Genomic DNA, 16,366 nt, shown 5'->3' with positions numbered 1-16,366 from the left:
AGTATTATTAAACAATAGTAAGACGTTAAAAAAGAGGAATTGTTACCAAGAGTTTATAATTACTATAGCGTTCTCGCTTATAGGCCTTAACGAATTTTAGGCACTAATTTACCAGATTAACACAGCCCTTCAAAATACATAAAATATAAACATCTTACAATTTCGATTTGGCTTATAGCATCTAAATGTTAGAAGTAGGTAGTGTATTGCTAAATCGAGGATTGGTTAATATTATACAAATAGGGGATTTGAATGTACGAATCTCGCGATTGAACACAAATTTCGAATTAAGCTATAAGCCTTGTGATCACTAAGTTTTTACCTATTTTCTTATACATTTAGGTGGGCTGGCTATATTTCTTTATTAGTGAAACCCAATTTTGAGAAGTCGGTAAGACGCACTGAAAATTGCGAGTTGACCTAATCCCGCCTTTTTCCGGGGGATCTAGGTTCAATACCTCGACCAATGGGTCGATTCCTTTTATTGGGTTCTGGGCTTGCCTTGAGGTTTAATACCTTTTATTTACTTTGGGCGGTAATGAAGTAAGATTGTCCCACTTTTGAAAATTTTGGTCTTTGAAAGTTCCAGATTAATATTATCATTTAGGTTGTCCAAAATTGGTTCTCCCTTTTCAATGAATATTGGGTCGATCATTATTTGATATTCGTCTACTAAATTAGCATTCGAAAGCTGTTTTAAAATCTTTCCGCTTCCTAAAAGAGTAATGTTCTTTTTACTCTCTTTTTTCAATTCGGTTATTCTTTCAATGAGATTTTCCTTAATGATTTGGGTGTTTTCCCAATCAGTCGATTTTAGTGTTTTGGAAACAACTAGTTTTTCCGAGTGGTTCATTCCATCTGCAACTTCGGGAAAGGAATCATAAGCCATTTGTGTTGGCCAAAAACTTTTCATCATTTCATAAGTCACTCTGCCGAATAAAAGGATATTGTTCAATTTTAAACTCTCTACCGAATATTCTGCCTCTTCTCCTCCGTGTTGGTGCCAATTTATATCTCCATTTTTTCCTTTATAAAATCCATTTAAGGAAATGAATGTAAATGATGTCAGTTTTGCCATAATTTTATTTCAAAGTTGTTTTTTTGCACATGTCGGTCCTGTCTATGATCAATTGAGTGTCCCGATAGCTATCGATATAGCAGTTAACCTAGCGAGTACGCACCAAGTTGGGAATTCCGTACCGCCACATATTAGGGGTGGGAGCATTTCCAGAATAAGGCATAACCTAGTAATTATTTTATTAAGTGTTAGCTGCTAGCTTTTTGGTCAGTTTTTTAAAAGATTCAATTAGTTTTCGTAATTCAGATTTCGTTTTTATATCAGTTATTTTTCCATTTTGGGAAACCTTACTTTTTATTCCTTTAATTAAGAGAGTTGTTTCTTCGGTAAAGTTAGTCTGTATGGTTTCCATAATCAGTTTTAGTTGTTCGTGTCCTTTTTCTCCACTTGCTGAAGCAGTTATGAGACCTATTGGTTTATCCGAAAACACCGTTGTGGATACACACCATTCCAAAATATTTTTCAGTCCGCTTGGGATACTGAAAACATATTCAGGTGTGCAGATTAATATTCCGTCTGCGTTGGTAACTTTTTGTCGGAAGGCAACAATTTTTTCGGGAACATTTTTGTCTGTCAGTTCAGTTCTAAATTGTGGAAAAGAGGCTAAGTCATCTATTATTTCAAAATCAAATTCAGATTTTTCAGATTCGGCTATGTATTTCAAAATGGAAAGATTTGCCGAATACTGGCTGGCGCTTCCGCAAATTCCAATTATCTTCTTCCTATGTTTCATTTGTTCAATTCAGTGCTGTTTTTCAAGATTCAGCATATTAAGGTTGAGTATAGGAATAGCAACCGATAGTGTGGTACTTTCTAGTGAAGCCACAAGAATGATGAAGCGGGTTAAAGCCCTTGGAATTGCAGCTGTTTCACTAATATTTTTGAGCATTGTTATGGTTGGCCCTTAGTAGTCCCTATTTTTCATTCAGTTAACTATTTCGTAGTATTTTTGGCTATTTTCTAGGGATATTGCAATTTGATCCAATACAATCCCAGGTTGATTAATAAAGATTCTCAAAGTCTGCTTACCTGTTTTATCAATTATCATGGAGCAAGTAACAGCTGCAAAATTACGCAATACATTTTCTTTCCATTGGTCACTCCTTCCTTTAGTGTTTAGGGGAAACTCCTTAATTTCTTTATCATTTAGTTCTACCCAGATCTTGTGGTCAAAATTATTGGAATGAGAGGGCAAACTACGAATTTCTAGTTGATACGTACCAGCCTTTTCAATATCAAATGTATATTCTACATAAGGTTTTTCTGTATGAAAAGTACGATTTCTAAAAGGGAAAAGTGTTAAACTTGAATTACTATACCCCAATCCATCAATAATTTTCCATTGGTAACCCTCCGTACCATAGGCTTTGGAATATTCGCTGGCCTGTAAAAATATTGGAGCTATTGGGTTAGGTTGTTTTCGCTGTTCTTCCTCAATAGGGAGGGGGTCGGTCAAATGATAGCTTGGCATTTCAAATGCTGGAAGATTACGAGGTTTCATTGATATGATATTTTGCCACTTGCCGTCGCTGATATTTTGATTGTAATGTGCAGTGAGGGTAACAATGTCATCATATGCTTTTTGTGATTGATTAGCTAAGCTTTCTTTCTCTGCAATGTCTGTATTTAAAAAAGACTGTTGTGCATACAGAAATTTGTAATTCATTAATGCAGCACCCTTTATAGGATATTCTACAAGCTGAAAGTAAGCATCTGAACGTTCTTTTGATATGGTAGGTTTAATGGCGTCCACTTTTTCAACTAATTGGAGATAAGCGTCGATTCTACGTTTTGACTCCTCTTGGTTAAACTCGGTTATCCTTGTAGGGGTTTGTGGTTCGGTTTTACTCCAACCCATATATTCAGGCTTCCGTAAGAAGGCTAGACGATAATATTCTTCCAAAACATCAGCAATTTCTTCAGCTTTTTCTTCGCCAAACTCTCTAATGCTCCAACCAACCAAATGTTTTTTTATTGTCGATTCATTGATACTGTTAACATCCCAAGCTAGGTCAAGAAAAAATTCCATAGCATATTCTCCAGGTTTGATATCGCCTACATTGGCAATCCATATTTTTTTTGCACCGTTTTGATAGGCTCTTGACATTTCATACCAGATTAATCCAGGTTGCGTTGTAGAGAGCCAGAGGTAATCATGCGGTCTACCCCAATAACTCAAATGATAATACACACCACTACCACCTTTTCGTTGCTGTTCTTCGTCATTACTTAACCTACGGATATAACCATAATTGTCATCTGTCCACATCAGGGTAATATCTTCTGGAACTTTTAAACCATCATTGTACAGATCCAATACTTCCTTATAAAGTGTAAAGACCTGAGAAATATTTTCGATAGGTTTGTTTATAGTTTTGCTAAGCATATCCCGCTGATCCAATATAATATTTTCAAGCATTTCCACCTTTTCTTCTTGCGTGGCATTTCCTTCCATACCTGAATCATGAATTCCGCGCATTCCCATACTTATATGGTTATCCCCATTTTTAGTTTCGGATATTCGTTCTTGCCAATACTCCTTAATTTTCTCGCTATTCGTAAAGTAATTGAACTCGCCGTATTCTACTTTGTTCCATTCATCAACATTGTTTCTTAGCATGGGTTCGGCATGCGAAGTCCCTATGGATATGTGATATTTTTCTGCCATAGCCCGATTTCCAGGAATGCTGTAAAACGCTTTGGTGGAAGGGTGCATCGCTGGCCATATGGTATTTGCCTTAAGCCTTAGTAACAATTGAAATATTTTTTCATAGGTTTTGGGACCAATATCACCTGTTTGTTTCTCAAATGTTTTTGCTGCCCAAGGTTGCAATCCCCAATCTTCATCATTTAAAAAGATCCCGCGGTATTGTACGGAAGGACTGTCCTCAATTCCATTTTGGGGCAAGTTCAATACTATTGATTCCTTTTTTTTAGGATGAACATCAGCCCACCATTTCCAAGGTGAAATACCTATGCGTTCTGCTACGTCAAATATTCCATATACTGTTCCTCTAATGTCGCTACCAACTATAAAAAGATTATCCTGATGATATTTAATGACGAATTTTTCCCATTTATTCTTCAACTGGGTGTTATAACTATGAGGCAGTTCTTCTATCAACTTATCGTTAAATTGCCCTATATAAATTCCTTTTTTTTCAGGCTGATATTTATCTGTATAGTTAATTGAGATTTTCCTTCCAAGTATTCTTTCTATGTCTTGGGCCAAATCATTAGCAGCCCATTTCACTAGTTCGTCAGAATCCTTATGAATATAAAAATTCGTATTTGACGACTTATTATTGATAACAAAATTATTGGTATCTATCTTTTGACATGACACTAGTAAGAATAGTATTATGCATGCAATGTATTCCTTCATATTTTATGATTAAGGTTTAATTGGTAACAACGTGTTTGTGTATGAATTGTAGCCTGTTTCAGCAACTAAATTAGCAAATGCAAACCGAATGAAAAACTCGTCACGCCACGTTTTTGGACTTGGGAAGATTTTTGTAAGTAGGAAAGCTCTAGTCGTTAATTGTAGCAATATTAGGGTTGGTTTTTATCCACTTGATTGCCTTTTCCGACATTTTTTTATAGTCGTGACCAACATTTTTTATTGTGTCAATTTCCCAATTAAAAGTCCAATTGTTTTTGTTCTTCAATTCTTTATTCGCATTAAAAAAAGTAGTTCCGCGTTCTAACCTATTGGCTCCTTGTTCCATTGCCAAATCCGTAGTTCTGAAAGTCCCTAAACTTGGGTCGTTATCTAATTCTCCCAATAGAATAATCAATCTATTATTATAAGATTTTTGCAAATTGATTTCTATATTTTGAGTGCCATAGGGAAATTCAAGTTTCTTATTTGGTAGAGTATAAAAGCCGGAATTTGCAGCGATAGCCGTTCCAATTCTCGATTCGGGCATTAACATTACCATTCTATGCACAAATTGTCCGCCGGCCGAATGTCCAAAAATGTCATATTGTTCATTTGTAATACTGTTAACCGATTTGATATGGTCAAAAATATTTTCTACGACTGTATATGCCCACTCGCTTTTTGGGTTTTTAGTCCCAAAGAAGGTAAATAAATTTCCTTCTTGGTAATCGTTTGTTGTATATTTTGAAAATTTATTCTCAAATTCAGGCGCGACTATAAATAGGTTGTTTTTGTCTGCTAAATCTATCCAAGCGTTTAGATAATCATCCGCATTGCGTCCTCCTCCGTGCATCACAAAAACTATTTTGTCTTTATCTTTCCAATTTATGGGTTTGTAGGTCCAAACCTTAATAGATTTTCTCTTACTATCTTTATAAGCGTAGATAACAATTGAGTCTATACCTATTTTCACTGTATTGGTTTTTTTTACTTCAGGTCCTTTAGGTAGTATGTAGAGATACACATAGCCTGTAACTGAAAGAAGTAAAAGAATTGATAAGGTAGATAAGATTACTTTTTTTAAAATTCTAAAAGTTTTGTTCATGTAACCAAAATTGTTTTATTATTCAAATCTAAATTTCTTTGTTTAAATACGGAATTTTTTATTTCCGTACTGTGCTTTTTTAAGGACGAATTGTTTTTTTTGATTTATCCTAACCTTTCAGGCCATGATTTCGTTTTGAAAATCTGAAAGTATTTTCGGAAAGGAAATAAAGCTGACTTAATGAAAAAGTAATATTAGGTTTTGCAGAGAGCAAAAATGAATTATAGCATCGTTGAACTAAACCTAAAGGTAGCTTCAAACAAGTGTTACCTTACTGTTCACTACCTGTAGGATAGTGATTAATCATAACATTTAAATTTATGAAGAAAAGTAGTGGACGGACCGTTTGAAAAAAAGTACGCCAAGGACAACGCTACAAAAAGTGTAAGGGGAGGCCCATGGCCAAAATTAAAATAACTGAGGTAAAGGCCGCTCCGGCCTCAAGATCTATCCGTAAAACTCCATTAAACCATAGCAATCCCCTAGTACGAGTAAACCGGACCCGGTTGTGTCATCACGGTCTTCATGTTTGGCCGTACCAACCAGACGAAGACTTGGTTATTGTGCATAGTTATTTATTGAGTTTTCTCTCCAAATTTTTAAGACTTGCTTCTTTTCGCCACCATTGGTATTCTATAAGATTAGATGTACAATAAAAGACAATTACCTTTGGTTTACAAAATTCTTAATTAAATACAAAAACGGCATGGGCAAAACCCAAGCCGTACTTGTATTTATATTCTGTAAGGTATAGTTTTTGTTCTATTGGATTAACCAATCACTTAAAGTGATACTTGGTTGACCAAGAAGGCTATTTGTGTCATCACTGCTACCAACTTCTTTTGTTTTTTCAAAATACTCGAACATTGGAATAATATTTTTCAATTCCTTATTTCCTGTGATGAAAGCAATAAATTTAAGCAAACCAAAAGGTACGTTCGCTACTTTTTTTATGTTAGGGTGTCTTACCTTAATATATTGCTCTAAAGCTTCCTTGAGGGTGAACTTTTCTGGTCCATAAGAATAAAATTCTTGATTCAAAGATTCTTCAATGGCATAGGCACTACTTAATTGCTTTGCAAAGTCTTTAGCGCTAATCCAATGTATTTTTAAAGGCTGTTTTCCCATTACGTTGGCCTTTCCGTTTTGAATCATCATGTCCAAGGATTCCATAAACCAAGTAGGTCTAAATATCATATAGGGTATGCCACTGGATTTAAGTAATTGTTCCGCCTTATATTTATTACCGACCATGGTAAACCAGCTATTTTCTTTGCAAACCGTTGCACCACTTACATAGCTAATGCGTTTTATGTTATTCCTTTTTGCTATGTCGACAATATTTTGAACCGCTAATGCCTCATCTGGAGTGTTGATTGTAATATGTATGGCATCACAGCCCCTAATAGCATTTTCTAAGTCACTCTTTTTTAGTACATCGCCTGGTGTAACTTCATGACCAGGGTAATTTTCTGATTTAATACCTCTAGAAAATAACCGTAACTCATTACCTGCTTTTGATAATTCTTTTATGGTTTGTTGTGCAATCATTCCTGAAGCACCTATTATTAGTATTTTCATTTTTAACTGTTTTCTGGTTCTATGATAAAACTTCGCTCACTAAATGCAGGAATTGTAGGTGTTGCTTCATAAAAAAAGTCTATTTCATCTTTTTTGTCCATCATACCTAAGCTGTAAAGCAATGGCACGTAATGGTCTGGTGTAGGTGCTGCGAGTTTTCCTAATTTATGACTAGTAAGGTAATTGGTTAAGTCTTTAAAGTTTCTAGCTTCAAGTTGTTGTTTTAACCAAGCATCATACTCTGTTTCCCATCCAAAAATAGATCGATCTCCTGTTCGCATTTTCTGCATCACCAAACTTAAATTGTGAATTAAAGAACCACTACCAATAACTAAAACACCTTTTTCTCTTAAAGATTTAAGTTGCTGTCCCATGTTAAAATGGTATTCTGGTTGTGCGTTGTAGTTAATACTCATTTGGAATACAGGTACATCTGCTGCTGGAAATAAGTGCATCAACATGGGCCAAGCACCATGGTCCAACCCCCATTCATCGGTTTCTTCTATTGTAGTCACCAATTTGGTGATTTCCTTCGCCATATCTGGTGCACCTTGCGCACTATATTTTGGATCGTAGTAATGCTCCGGAAAACCATAGTAATCATAAATCTGTTTTTGTTGTAACGAATTGTTAACCATTGTTTTTCCATTGGTACACCAATGTGCAGAAACCACCAAGGCTGCTTTTACTTCATAGTTCTGCTTCAATTCCTTTCCTAAATCGTATAATTTCATCCAAAAAGGACGATCTTCTTTGCTAACAGGAATGTCCATAGGATTACCATGAGAAGTAAATAGAACAGGCATTTTTTTAGACTGCTTTGGTAGGTGGTCGGTATATTTTTTAAGGTCTTCTAATCCGTTCATAGTATTAAATGCGTAAGTTGCACCAAGTGATATGCTACCACTTAATAAAATTGATTTTTTTATAAAATCCTTTCTATTCATGCTAGAATGTTCAATCTATTGTTTAGGTAAAACAAGTGCTTTTTTAGTACGTCCCCATACTACAAACACAGCAAGCATAAAGAAAAATATATTCATACCAATTAATGATGATTCTCCTCTTGAAACATGAAAAATACTTGCAGCAATCATAAGAACAATAGTACCGTAAGCAGCATAAACAGATAGTTTTGGTTGTATTTTAAGAGCTGCTGGTAAGATGATACCTATACCGCCGAGTAAATCTATTATTCCAGTGAAAGTAAGTAGTTTAGGATTGTCCAAAGCCCATGGTAGCATTTTTGCAGTTTCTTCAATGGGTTGAAGCAATTTGGCGTATGCTGCCCAAATTAAGGTTAATGCAATAAGACCTTGTGCTATCCAAAGTAAAACGTTTAATGCTTTTGATTGTTTAGATTTTGCTATTGTAGTCATTTTTTATGTTTTTAAATTAATAGCGCAAATTTCATCAATGCAATAGGGTTATGCATTAATGTAGATTAAGAAATTAAAGCGTGTGCTTAAGCTGTTGTTTTTTTATCGTTAAATAGTCAAGATTATACTTGTTCGGTTTAGTTCTAAGCGGTTGCACATTTGTTGAAATGCCCGTAGATTTAGAAATGGTATTTAATTTCTCTGGATTATTTGTTAATAGTTTTATGGATGCAACACCCAGAAAATCAATCACATTGGCAACGATATCAAACGTTCTTAAATCGGTGTCAAAACCCAATGAATGATTGGCGGCTATGGTGTCTAGTCCTTCGTCTTGTAAAGCGTAAGCATTTACTTTATTAAAAAGACCAATTCCACGTCCTTCTTGTTTTAGGTAAATGATAATACCTTCTTTTTTTTCAGCTACCAATTTCATGCTTGTTTCTAGTTGTTCACCGCAATCACATTTTAGTGAGGTAAAAACATCTCCAGTTAAACATTCTGAGTGTACTCTGGTAAGAACATTTTCTTTGTTTTTTAAATTTCCTATTGTAACAATTAAATGCTCCTTTTCACTGTTGTCTTCTTTAAAGGAAACAATGTTAAATAGTCCATACTTAGTTGGTAATTTAGCGGTATTAGAAAACTGTACTTTTTCTTTATGAAGTAACATAGTGGTAAATATTAATGTCTTGCTATATGAAATGATAACCACAAAGGTTGTTATTTATATAGTTTTAAACATTAATCTAGATTAAGAAATAAGGTGAATTGCTTAATGTCTTTTGGTAATTTTATTTCTTATCGTGCTCAACGCTTCAGGTGTAATTCCAAGATAGGATGCAATCATTTTTTGAGGTACCCGATTGGGTAGTTCTGGATATGTTTGAAGAAAATACTCATAGCGCTCTCTAGCTGATGCACTCATTAACGATAAAATGCGTCTTTGCATAACACCCATTCTTTTTGTTAATGCTTCTAAAATTAATTTAAACTCTTTTTGGTTTTTTTCTGATTGAGAAAAATCACTTACATCTACAAGTACAACTTCTGAGTTTTCGATGGCTTCTATGAAAAGTACTGTTTCATTGTTAAAAGCTTGGGATTCTATATCTGAGACGATCCAGCCTTCAGATGCAAACATAAAAATGTGTTCTTTACCTTTTTCATCAACAATATAACTTTTTAAAAGACCTTTTTTTACATAAAACGCCTTGGCCAATTTTTGACCAGCACTTTGAAGTATAGCTCCTTTCGAGAACGATTTTGTGTTACCAGTATTTTTAAAAATTTCATCAAACATTTATTCAGGACGGGTCATTATGATGCACAAAATACGTTAATGTATAAGAAAAGCTGCGTGTTTGCGAGCGAGGATTTTCCAAAGGAAAATCAGAAGCTGGCGAACGTGCAACTGATATTGGTTTAACTAAAACTAGCAATTTTTTTTATACGATGTTGTGCAATGTTTTTATTTAGCGATTTTAAATTCGTTTAGTGCTATTTGGTGAATCATATATGGCCATATTTCTGTTCCTTTTGCACCGGAATATGTTCCAACATTTGAAGTCGTTTTAAATTCCCCATTTTCTTCAGTTTGTATGTCGGAATTGTATCCGAATGAGTTTTCAGTCAGATTTTTCATAAGTAACAGAACTTTCATATTTTTTTCTTTTTCCTCGTCTGTTTCTACGCTTGTGCCTAAACAAAAATAGAATTCAATTGTTCCATTTTTTTCGTCAGGATCTTTAAAAAGTGAATCATTCTCATAAATGTCAACAATTTCTTGAAAGGGTTCTAATTTTATTACGGAATAGTCAAAATTTGTTGAATCGGTCGGATGCATTTTTATGGTAAACTTTGTCCCTAAAGGAAATGCAAATCCGTTTGCTGGTTCAGTTGGTAAATCTTGGGAATAAGTTGCTGAACTAATTACTAAAGCTAAAATCAGGAAATATTTTTTCATTCGCGTATTTTTTTCAATTGTTGCACAACCACTCGGCTATGGCAAGAAGGCCTGTAAGGTAACATTTTCGTTTCCGTTTGCCACGCATAGGGCATGGTCTGATTTACTTTCCAATGCTTTTTACCCGCCCGAACGTGCCTTTTCGGTACGGGCAGGTTTTGTTTTTTCTATTCCTTGTTTAATGTAAAATCCCAAAGATTTTGTGGACTTCATTAAAATACGCAAAGCTAAGGATTAAGTCCAAAGCCCTTACTGTTTATAGGTTTTGTTGTAATTTGTAGCAACATGTACGAGTAAGCACGAGCGATTGCGTTTCCTTATTTTTGCCGTCCGAGGGGAGTCCATTTGCGCAGAATTTGCGGCCTAGGGAGGTCCTTCTATTATTGTGAACGAGGTGTTAATCTAATCTTTCAAAAGTCAAGGTTTCCCCCGATGTGGAATTATAAAAATTTCCAATATTCAGTCTATTATCAATAACTTCAAAATAATAGTCATTAAAGTTGGAATTGCTGGATAACACCCAATTTAAAGATATTTTTTCTTCTAAGAGTTTATATATATAGGTTCCTGAGTGAGGTTTGGGTAACAAATTACCGTTTCTTAGTTCTTTTCCCCTGTTCAAATTCATAAAATCCACATCGTCTATGGATTCGAAAAACAAAGTGTCCATTCGAGTTTCAGTCTCAACCCATTTTCCTATTAGGCTAGCAGAGGTCTGACTTTTTGTATCATCTTTGGAACAGCATAAAAAAGTAAATGCGAATAACAATACTGCATACTTCATATTACAAGTATTTGAATTTAAACATTAACTAGGATGTTCAAAAACTCCACGATTTCAATATAAAGATAGATAAATTTTCAATTGTTAGGTTTGGTGTTTTTCAACCTTTTTGAGCGATTAATAACAATGCAGCGCTATGCACGATTCCGATCACTAAATTTAAGATTGAACAGTTGGTTACAATCATCTTTCATAAAGAAATCCTAGAAACACTAAATTAGGATTTAAAACACACTAACAAACTAGTCAAGATAATTCCATAAAGTAAAAAGTACCAGAATTAAAAAAAGGTGAATTAGAGAAATCACAAAACCATATTTTCGTTTTCTGATAAATGGTAACAACGATAGAAAATAACTCACCGGATACAAGCTACTGGTCAATAAAAATCCTTGTACTATGATTTTTTTAAAATCTGAAGTATTGCTTGGTTCAGCTACTGCACTCATTATGTTGGCAAGTAAAACAAATGGATAGATAAGAAGTGGCAACCCAAGCATTATATAGATTATGGTCTTTTTATATTTCAATTGGCCTTAATTTATTGGTTGGACAAGTTTATTTACATCGAGTTTATGTTTTAATTTATCTATGTGTATTTGGCATCCGTAAGGAATTTAAATAAGATTTGTATTCTTTATTTTGGGCTACATTTTTACCCTCTATATTTTTTAAAAACCGTTCTATTGCCAGTTCAGAAAAAGCAGCAGCTGTTATGGTATCATTACTGGCTATATGTGCCTCTTTTAAAAAATTTAAGTAGGCTACCTGGTTATAAACTTCGTATGCGCCGAATAACTGTACGGTACCTTTTAGAAAATCTTCTGGTTTTATATCTAAAAAGGAGGCTGGAAACTCATTAAAGTTATCAAAAAAAGCATTACCGTGCCTTATGATGGCTTCCCATAACAAATCCATTTGTTTAGAATTTGAGTCATCGTGCTTTGATAAATCCCAATAATAGGCCTCATTCGAAACTTTTTTTGGGGTTAAACCGATAATGAATATCTCGTTGAGCGATTGAATGCCTCTACCTTTGATAGAATTTGAAAAGTTGAAGCTAGAATAGATTTTAAGATAACAACAAAAAATATCTTGATTGATCAGTTTTATAAGCTCTACACACTTTATAATGTTAGGAATATCTTTTTTATAAAAAACAGGACTTGTTCCAGACCAGCCGCTATCTTTAAATTTTCCTTTTAATGTTTTATTTATTAGGTAGTTAAAAATTATCAGGTCATTCATTTTTTTTTGCTTATGAAAAAGTGTCAATAAAATTAGTGTTTTTGAGCATCATTTATATGAAGGTGTTACATGATTAAAAATAAGGAGCCTAAGGATATATGATGTTTTATTGCCAGGACGGAATGATTGTTCTGCAGCCTATTTATTCTCTTGCTATTACCAATACTTCTTTTAGAAGAGCCTCATAGATGTATTGATCATTCGTGAAATCAAAGGTTTCATTTGCCAGCTCTAAATCAGAACCTTTTATTTGATGCGAGTCAAAAAACAATGCCAAACTGTTGATGACAACTTTTCTGTTATCAGTAGTCTTTAAAACCGTTGGATAAAAACCCATTCTTAATTCGTCGGCATTTTTAGATTCCTCTCTAATTTCTTTAGATAACGCAAAATCGCTACTACTTATCGATTTTACTTCATCCATGTAAACTATACTTTCGAAAGAATCAAAATCAAATTCCATTGGTGGATTTTTGGATAGTTGTATTCTGGCTATTTCATGAACCACTCCGTTGTTCAGTTCTATTTTAGCGGGAATTAATTTGTCGCCATTATAGTTTTCTGTAATTCCAATTTGGCTAGCTTGGTCTTTAAACATTTTATTCAAAACCAGATCACGTTTAAAAAAGGCAATCAATACCTGCTTTGAACGTTCTGTCAATTTATGGTACATACTCTTTTCCTTATAGAAATCCGAATTACAATCAGCGCATTTATATAACCGTGTGGCACCTACTGCTTCCGCTTTATCCAGTTTTGCGTTGTATTCTGAACGCAGAAAATTTTCCGAAAAAGTAATTGTGTTTTCATCAATACATACAGGGCATCCTTTTTTCATCTTTTTCCTATAAATGTTAGTATTCGCTGAAGTATTTTGTAAGGCCTACCAGTTAGTATCAAGTTAATATGAGCAGCAATACTTTAATCGTAATCATTTTCGTTTTTAAGTCCACTAATAAAAGTTTCAAAATCCTTCGCAAGCCATGTCTTTTTATAGTCATATTCTTGATCAATATGTACAACTTCGGGTTCACCTTGCTTTCCACAATTAGAATAATCTAACATTACCATATCGTGCCCTCCCGATGGACAGTCACAAATATAAATTCCCGTATCAGGATATCCCCAATCCTCAATCCAAAATTTACTGCCATATTCTCCACATAGCGAATTTGGTTTTTCCCTTCCTATGCCCATTATTCCAGTAATAGCTATATGGTCTTCTGCCCAAGATGTGCTTTCGTTTGTGGGAAAACAAGTGTTTTTAGGAATCCCGCCGTTCTGTAATTTCATTAATTCTATATAAGACGCTGGAAGCTTATAACCAAGGTCCTTTTCAATTGATGTAATGAGTTCATCAGTAAGATATTGCTCCACATACTCTTCTTGGGCGTAATCGCTATCTTCCCAGAAATCTGAAACCTTAATGGTGTTAAATCTCATAATTAATCATTTATTTAATTTTTATTCGCGCTGGTTTTCAAATGACGCACTACGGTTTTGTATTACCGTCAGTTACGGATTTAGAATTAATAATTTTCGGTTAAGCACTGACATTAGCAATTCCGAGTGGATTCGGACGTAGTCGAATCTGCCGTAATTGCCGTTATTCCTTGTTGTATGCTGTTTTTTTATTATTGATCCATTTTTTGCAATTCGACTTTGCTATTTCTTTTTCTAAATACGGTTGATTCCGCTGAACTGTCTCGATACAAAAATCTATAATTCCAACTTCATTATTCAGTCCGATTAGTTTGTCCGATTCTTTCAACTCAAAAACTTCGAGTAGGTAATATGCAGTCCAAAGGTTTAACCAATATTGCCCTTCTTGCAGATACTGGTAAAAGTCCGAAAGTCTATTCTTATGTCTCAAAGCAATCCTTTCAAGCTTATTTTGTAATTCTGGTTTATTTTCTAAATATTCAAATGGCTCAATATTGGCTTTCCATAATTCTTTGCAAGTAAGTATATAAGATTCAGGATTTGATTTTAATTCGATGTAAACTTTTTCCAATCTTTCCCAATAATCTTTAAACATCCATTTAAAAGTCAAGTATGAGCCTTCAATTCCTATTTTCTTTACCGTATTCCTTTTGGAAAGCGATTCCTGAATTCGATTAACTAACCATTCTTCATCAAAGCCGGCCCATTCTCCAGCAACGCTCATTAAATTTGGCTGTAACACTGGGAAAATCTCATACTTATTAATTTTTTTGACTTTTTCAAAGGAATAAGGACTTTCAATAATTTTGAAAGCAATATGTCTGAAATCGGATTCTTGAAGTTCCGTGTCAAGATAGAAATCAGATAATGCAATCCAAATAGGTTTCCTTTCTTCTATGTTCAAAGTTTTGTTCATTCAAATGGCATATAACGCAGCGCTATTTACGACATCTACGACAGCAGTGGGCGGGTTGTAGCGTTGGTGGGCAATTTTATGGAAATAAAGTGAAAACCTTTTTTGGTTTTCGACGGTATTGGGAATAAAATGTGGCGGTCCAGATTACATATAGTGACTTGATATGTTGCGTTGGTTTCTTCCGTTAAGCGTCGTTCTTAGAAAAAGTACCCTTATCCTACGGTTTTATGTGATCTGACATAGCGCTGCGATGATGTTGCATTTCCCTTTGTGCGAGAATCGAGGTACGAGATGTAGCACATAGGGTCGACGTAGGAGAATGCAACATCATCGGTTTTGTATATGAAAAGTAGCGTGTTTGCGTGCGAGGAATTTCCGAAGGAAATTCAGACATAGCAAACGTGCAACGACCTTTGTTTTAGCACAACACCAGCAATTTTTTATATACGGTGTTGTGGTGTCGTATTTTTTATTCATAAAACTCTTTTGGATATTCAACCATTCCATTTACTCCTTTAAGTCCGTTTTCAATCAATTCAATTACCATACAATTCTCTTTCGGAACTTCAAACGGTAATTCGATTCCATATTTATCAGCTTGTTCATAACCAAATCTTGGATAGTAATTTTCGTGTCCAAGTAGAACGATTGATTTATGTCCTAATTCTTTAGCTTTTTTATGAGCTTCGACTATCAATTTTCCGCCAATTCCTTTTCCTTGAAATTCAGGCAACACAGAAACAGGTGCTAAAGCCAATGAGTCAAATTCGTTCGATTCGTTTTTAATCTTAAGTTTTGTCAACAGAATATGTCCAACAATTTTGTTTTCAGTTTCGGCTACCATTGAAAGTTCGGGAACAAAAGCATTTGACTTTCTCAATCGTTCCACTAAAAACTGTTCCTTGTGGTCGCTCATTTGTTCATTTTCAAATGCCTTTTCTATAAGGTTAAAGACTGTTTTAAAGTCTTCTGGTTTTTCTTTTCTTATCGTTAATTTCATTTACTTTTTCAGTTTCTTCTGCGTTCCTGTTATATGCACCACAACGGTTTGTGTATGGCTTGTTGCTGAAAATCAGCTATGATTTTCAGCAGTAACCGAAAGATAGCAAATTGCAATGAATTCCGATTAGGAATTCAGCCGCAATGAGCTATAGCATCGATGAAAAAGCAGTAAGTCGAGTATCTTTAAATTATAGCTAAAACCTTAAAGATATGAACACTCAAATTACTGCCACACCTAAGTTATTCATTGGTATCGATATACACAAACGAAGCTGGAAGATTCATTGTTCCACGGACCTTTTTTCAGGCAAATCCTTTAGCATGGCTCCCGATCCGGAACTTTTACGGAAGTATGTAGACAAACATTTTGCAGGACATGAGGTCAATGTTGTCTATGAGGCCGGTTGCTGTGGTTACCATGCCCATCGTTGCTTTGAGGGTTATGGTTGGCGTTCAATGGTGGTGAACCCTGCCGACGT

Annotated in this window: 16 protein-coding genes and 1 pseudogene; 1 reads left to right on the top strand and 16 read right to left on the bottom strand. The window is 34.6% G+C overall.

Translation table 11 applies throughout. The features are described from left to right. Positions 1–523: 523 nt before the first annotated feature. The 16 genes from B9Y87_RS04645 to B9Y87_RS04565 form a co-directional block, all read right to left on the bottom strand. Positions 524–1,078, bottom strand: a complete 555-nt coding sequence (locus B9Y87_RS04645) for a dihydrofolate reductase family protein (protein ID WP_085496715.1) — start codon at positions 1,076–1,078, stop codon at positions 524–526. Between the two features lie 181 nt (positions 1,079–1,259). Then, positions 1,260–1,811, bottom strand: a complete 552-nt coding sequence (locus B9Y87_RS04640; RefSeq protein ID WP_085496713.1) for an NADPH-dependent FMN reductase — start codon at positions 1,809–1,811, stop codon at positions 1,260–1,262. 192 nt (positions 1,812–2,003) lie between these two features. Continuing rightward, positions 2,004–4,463, bottom strand: a complete 2,460-nt coding sequence (locus B9Y87_RS04635; protein WP_085496711.1) for a glycosyl hydrolase 115 family protein — start codon at positions 4,461–4,463, stop codon at positions 2,004–2,006. 148 nt (positions 4,464–4,611) lie between these two features. Next, positions 4,612–5,568, bottom strand: coding sequence for an alpha/beta hydrolase family protein (locus B9Y87_RS04630; RefSeq protein ID WP_085496708.1), 957 nt, complete (start codon positions 5,566–5,568; stop codon positions 4,612–4,614). Between the two features lie 762 nt (positions 5,569–6,330). Beyond that, a complete protein-coding gene (locus tag B9Y87_RS04625; protein WP_085496706.1) occupies positions 6,331–7,149 on the bottom strand; it encodes an SDR family oxidoreductase in 819 nt (272 codons plus the stop codon). A gap of 2 nt (positions 7,150–7,151) precedes the next feature. Next, positions 7,152–8,096, bottom strand: a complete 945-nt coding sequence (locus B9Y87_RS04620) for a dioxygenase family protein (protein ID WP_085496704.1) — start codon at positions 8,094–8,096, stop codon at positions 7,152–7,154. Positions 8,097–8,111: 15 nt separating this feature from the next. After that, positions 8,112–8,528, bottom strand: a complete 417-nt coding sequence (locus tag B9Y87_RS04615) for a DoxX family protein (protein WP_085496703.1) — start codon at positions 8,526–8,528, stop codon at positions 8,112–8,114. 73 nt (positions 8,529–8,601) lie between these two features. Continuing rightward, positions 8,602–9,201 carry a GTP cyclohydrolase II gene (gene ribA, locus B9Y87_RS04610; protein ID WP_085496701.1) on the bottom strand — a complete coding sequence of 200 codons (600 nt, stop codon included), beginning with the start codon at positions 9,199–9,201 and terminating at the stop codon, positions 8,602–8,604. A 102-nt stretch (positions 9,202–9,303) separates the two neighbouring features. After that, complete coding sequence (locus B9Y87_RS04605; RefSeq protein WP_085496700.1) at positions 9,304–9,831, bottom strand: Crp/Fnr family transcriptional regulator; 528 nt, start codon at positions 9,829–9,831, stop codon at positions 9,304–9,306. A gap of 168 nt (positions 9,832–9,999) precedes the next feature. After that, on the bottom strand, positions 10,000–10,494 hold the full coding sequence (locus B9Y87_RS04600; RefSeq protein WP_085496698.1) for a hypothetical protein: 495 nt from the start codon (positions 10,492–10,494) through the stop codon (positions 10,000–10,002). A gap of 397 nt (positions 10,495–10,891) precedes the next feature. After that, positions 10,892–11,278 carry a hypothetical protein gene (locus B9Y87_RS04595; protein ID WP_085496697.1) on the bottom strand — a complete coding sequence of 129 codons (387 nt, stop codon included), beginning with the start codon at positions 11,276–11,278 and terminating at the stop codon, positions 10,892–10,894. A 585-nt stretch (positions 11,279–11,863) separates the two neighbouring features. Then, complete coding sequence (locus B9Y87_RS04585) at positions 11,864–12,526, bottom strand: hypothetical protein (RefSeq protein ID WP_085496693.1); 663 nt, start codon at positions 12,524–12,526, stop codon at positions 11,864–11,866. A gap of 142 nt (positions 12,527–12,668) precedes the next feature. Further along, the gene (locus tag B9Y87_RS04580; protein ID WP_085496692.1) at positions 12,669–13,364 is read right to left on the bottom strand and encodes a hypothetical protein; all 696 of its coding nucleotides are present in this window, start codon (positions 13,362–13,364) and stop codon (positions 12,669–12,671) included. Positions 13,365–13,447: 83 nt separating this feature from the next. Then, complete coding sequence (locus B9Y87_RS04575) at positions 13,448–13,969, bottom strand: SMI1/KNR4 family protein (protein ID WP_085496690.1); 522 nt, start codon at positions 13,967–13,969, stop codon at positions 13,448–13,450. A 163-nt stretch (positions 13,970–14,132) separates the two neighbouring features. After that, positions 14,133–14,885 (bottom strand): DUF7079 family protein, encoded by a 753-nt coding sequence (locus B9Y87_RS04570; protein WP_085496688.1) that lies wholly within the window; start codon positions 14,883–14,885, stop codon positions 14,133–14,135. Between the two features lie 469 nt (positions 14,886–15,354). Next, positions 15,355–15,885 carry a GNAT family N-acetyltransferase gene (locus tag B9Y87_RS04565; RefSeq protein WP_085496686.1) on the bottom strand — a complete coding sequence of 177 codons (531 nt, stop codon included), beginning with the start codon at positions 15,883–15,885 and terminating at the stop codon, positions 15,355–15,357. 212 nt (positions 15,886–16,097) lie between these two features. Between B9Y87_RS04565 and B9Y87_RS04560 the strand changes: the two are divergent. After that, positions 16,098–16,366 (top strand): annotated as a pseudogene (locus B9Y87_RS04560) (IS110 family transposase); the annotation flags it as partial.

Source organism: Arenibacter troitsensis, assembly GCF_900177645.1.
In the GTDB taxonomy this organism is placed as follows: domain Bacteria; phylum Bacteroidota; class Bacteroidia; order Flavobacteriales; family Flavobacteriaceae; genus Arenibacter; species Arenibacter troitsensis.
This window is presented reverse-complemented; position numbering and strand designations above follow the sequence as displayed.

Excerpts from the sequence above, each read along its gene's own strand:
- B9Y87_RS04645 (WP_085496715.1), bottom strand. The coding sequence starts at position 1,078 with ATGGCAAAACTGACATCATTTACATTCATTTCCTTAAATGGATTTTAT.
- B9Y87_RS04640 (WP_085496713.1), bottom strand. The coding sequence starts at position 1,811 with ATGAAACATAGGAAGAAGATAATTGGAATTTGCGGAAGCGCCAGCCAG.
- B9Y87_RS04635 (WP_085496711.1), bottom strand. The coding sequence starts at position 4,463 with ATGAAGGAATACATTGCATGCATAATACTATTCTTACTAGTGTCATGT.
- B9Y87_RS04630 (WP_085496708.1), bottom strand. The coding sequence starts at position 5,568 with ATGAACAAAACTTTTAGAATTTTAAAAAAAGTAATCTTATCTACCTTA.
- B9Y87_RS04625 (WP_085496706.1), bottom strand. The coding sequence starts at position 7,149 with ATGAAAATACTAATAATAGGTGCTTCAGGAATGATTGCACAACAAACC.
- B9Y87_RS04620 (WP_085496704.1), bottom strand. The coding sequence starts at position 8,096 with ATGAATAGAAAGGATTTTATAAAAAAATCAATTTTATTAAGTGGTAGC.
- B9Y87_RS04615 (WP_085496703.1), bottom strand. The coding sequence starts at position 8,528 with ATGACTACAATAGCAAAATCTAAACAATCAAAAGCATTAAACGTTTTA.
- ribA (WP_085496701.1), bottom strand. The coding sequence starts at position 9,201 with ATGTTACTTCATAAAGAAAAAGTACAGTTTTCTAATACCGCTAAATTA.
- B9Y87_RS04605 (WP_085496700.1), bottom strand. The coding sequence starts at position 9,831 with ATGTTTGATGAAATTTTTAAAAATACTGGTAACACAAAATCGTTCTCG.
- B9Y87_RS04600 (WP_085496698.1), bottom strand. The coding sequence starts at position 10,494 with ATGAAAAAATATTTCCTGATTTTAGCTTTAGTAATTAGTTCAGCAACT.
- B9Y87_RS04595 (WP_085496697.1), bottom strand. The coding sequence starts at position 11,278 with ATGAAGTATGCAGTATTGTTATTCGCATTTACTTTTTTATGCTGTTCC.
- B9Y87_RS04585 (WP_085496693.1), bottom strand. The coding sequence starts at position 12,526 with ATGAATGACCTGATAATTTTTAACTACCTAATAAATAAAACATTAAAA.
- B9Y87_RS04580 (WP_085496692.1), bottom strand. The coding sequence starts at position 13,364 with ATGAAAAAAGGATGCCCTGTATGTATTGATGAAAACACAATTACTTTT.
- B9Y87_RS04575 (WP_085496690.1), bottom strand. The coding sequence starts at position 13,969 with ATGAGATTTAACACCATTAAGGTTTCAGATTTCTGGGAAGATAGCGAT.
- B9Y87_RS04570 (WP_085496688.1), bottom strand. The coding sequence starts at position 14,885 with ATGAACAAAACTTTGAACATAGAAGAAAGGAAACCTATTTGGATTGCA.
- B9Y87_RS04565 (WP_085496686.1), bottom strand. The coding sequence starts at position 15,885 with ATGAAATTAACGATAAGAAAAGAAAAACCAGAAGACTTTAAAACAGTC.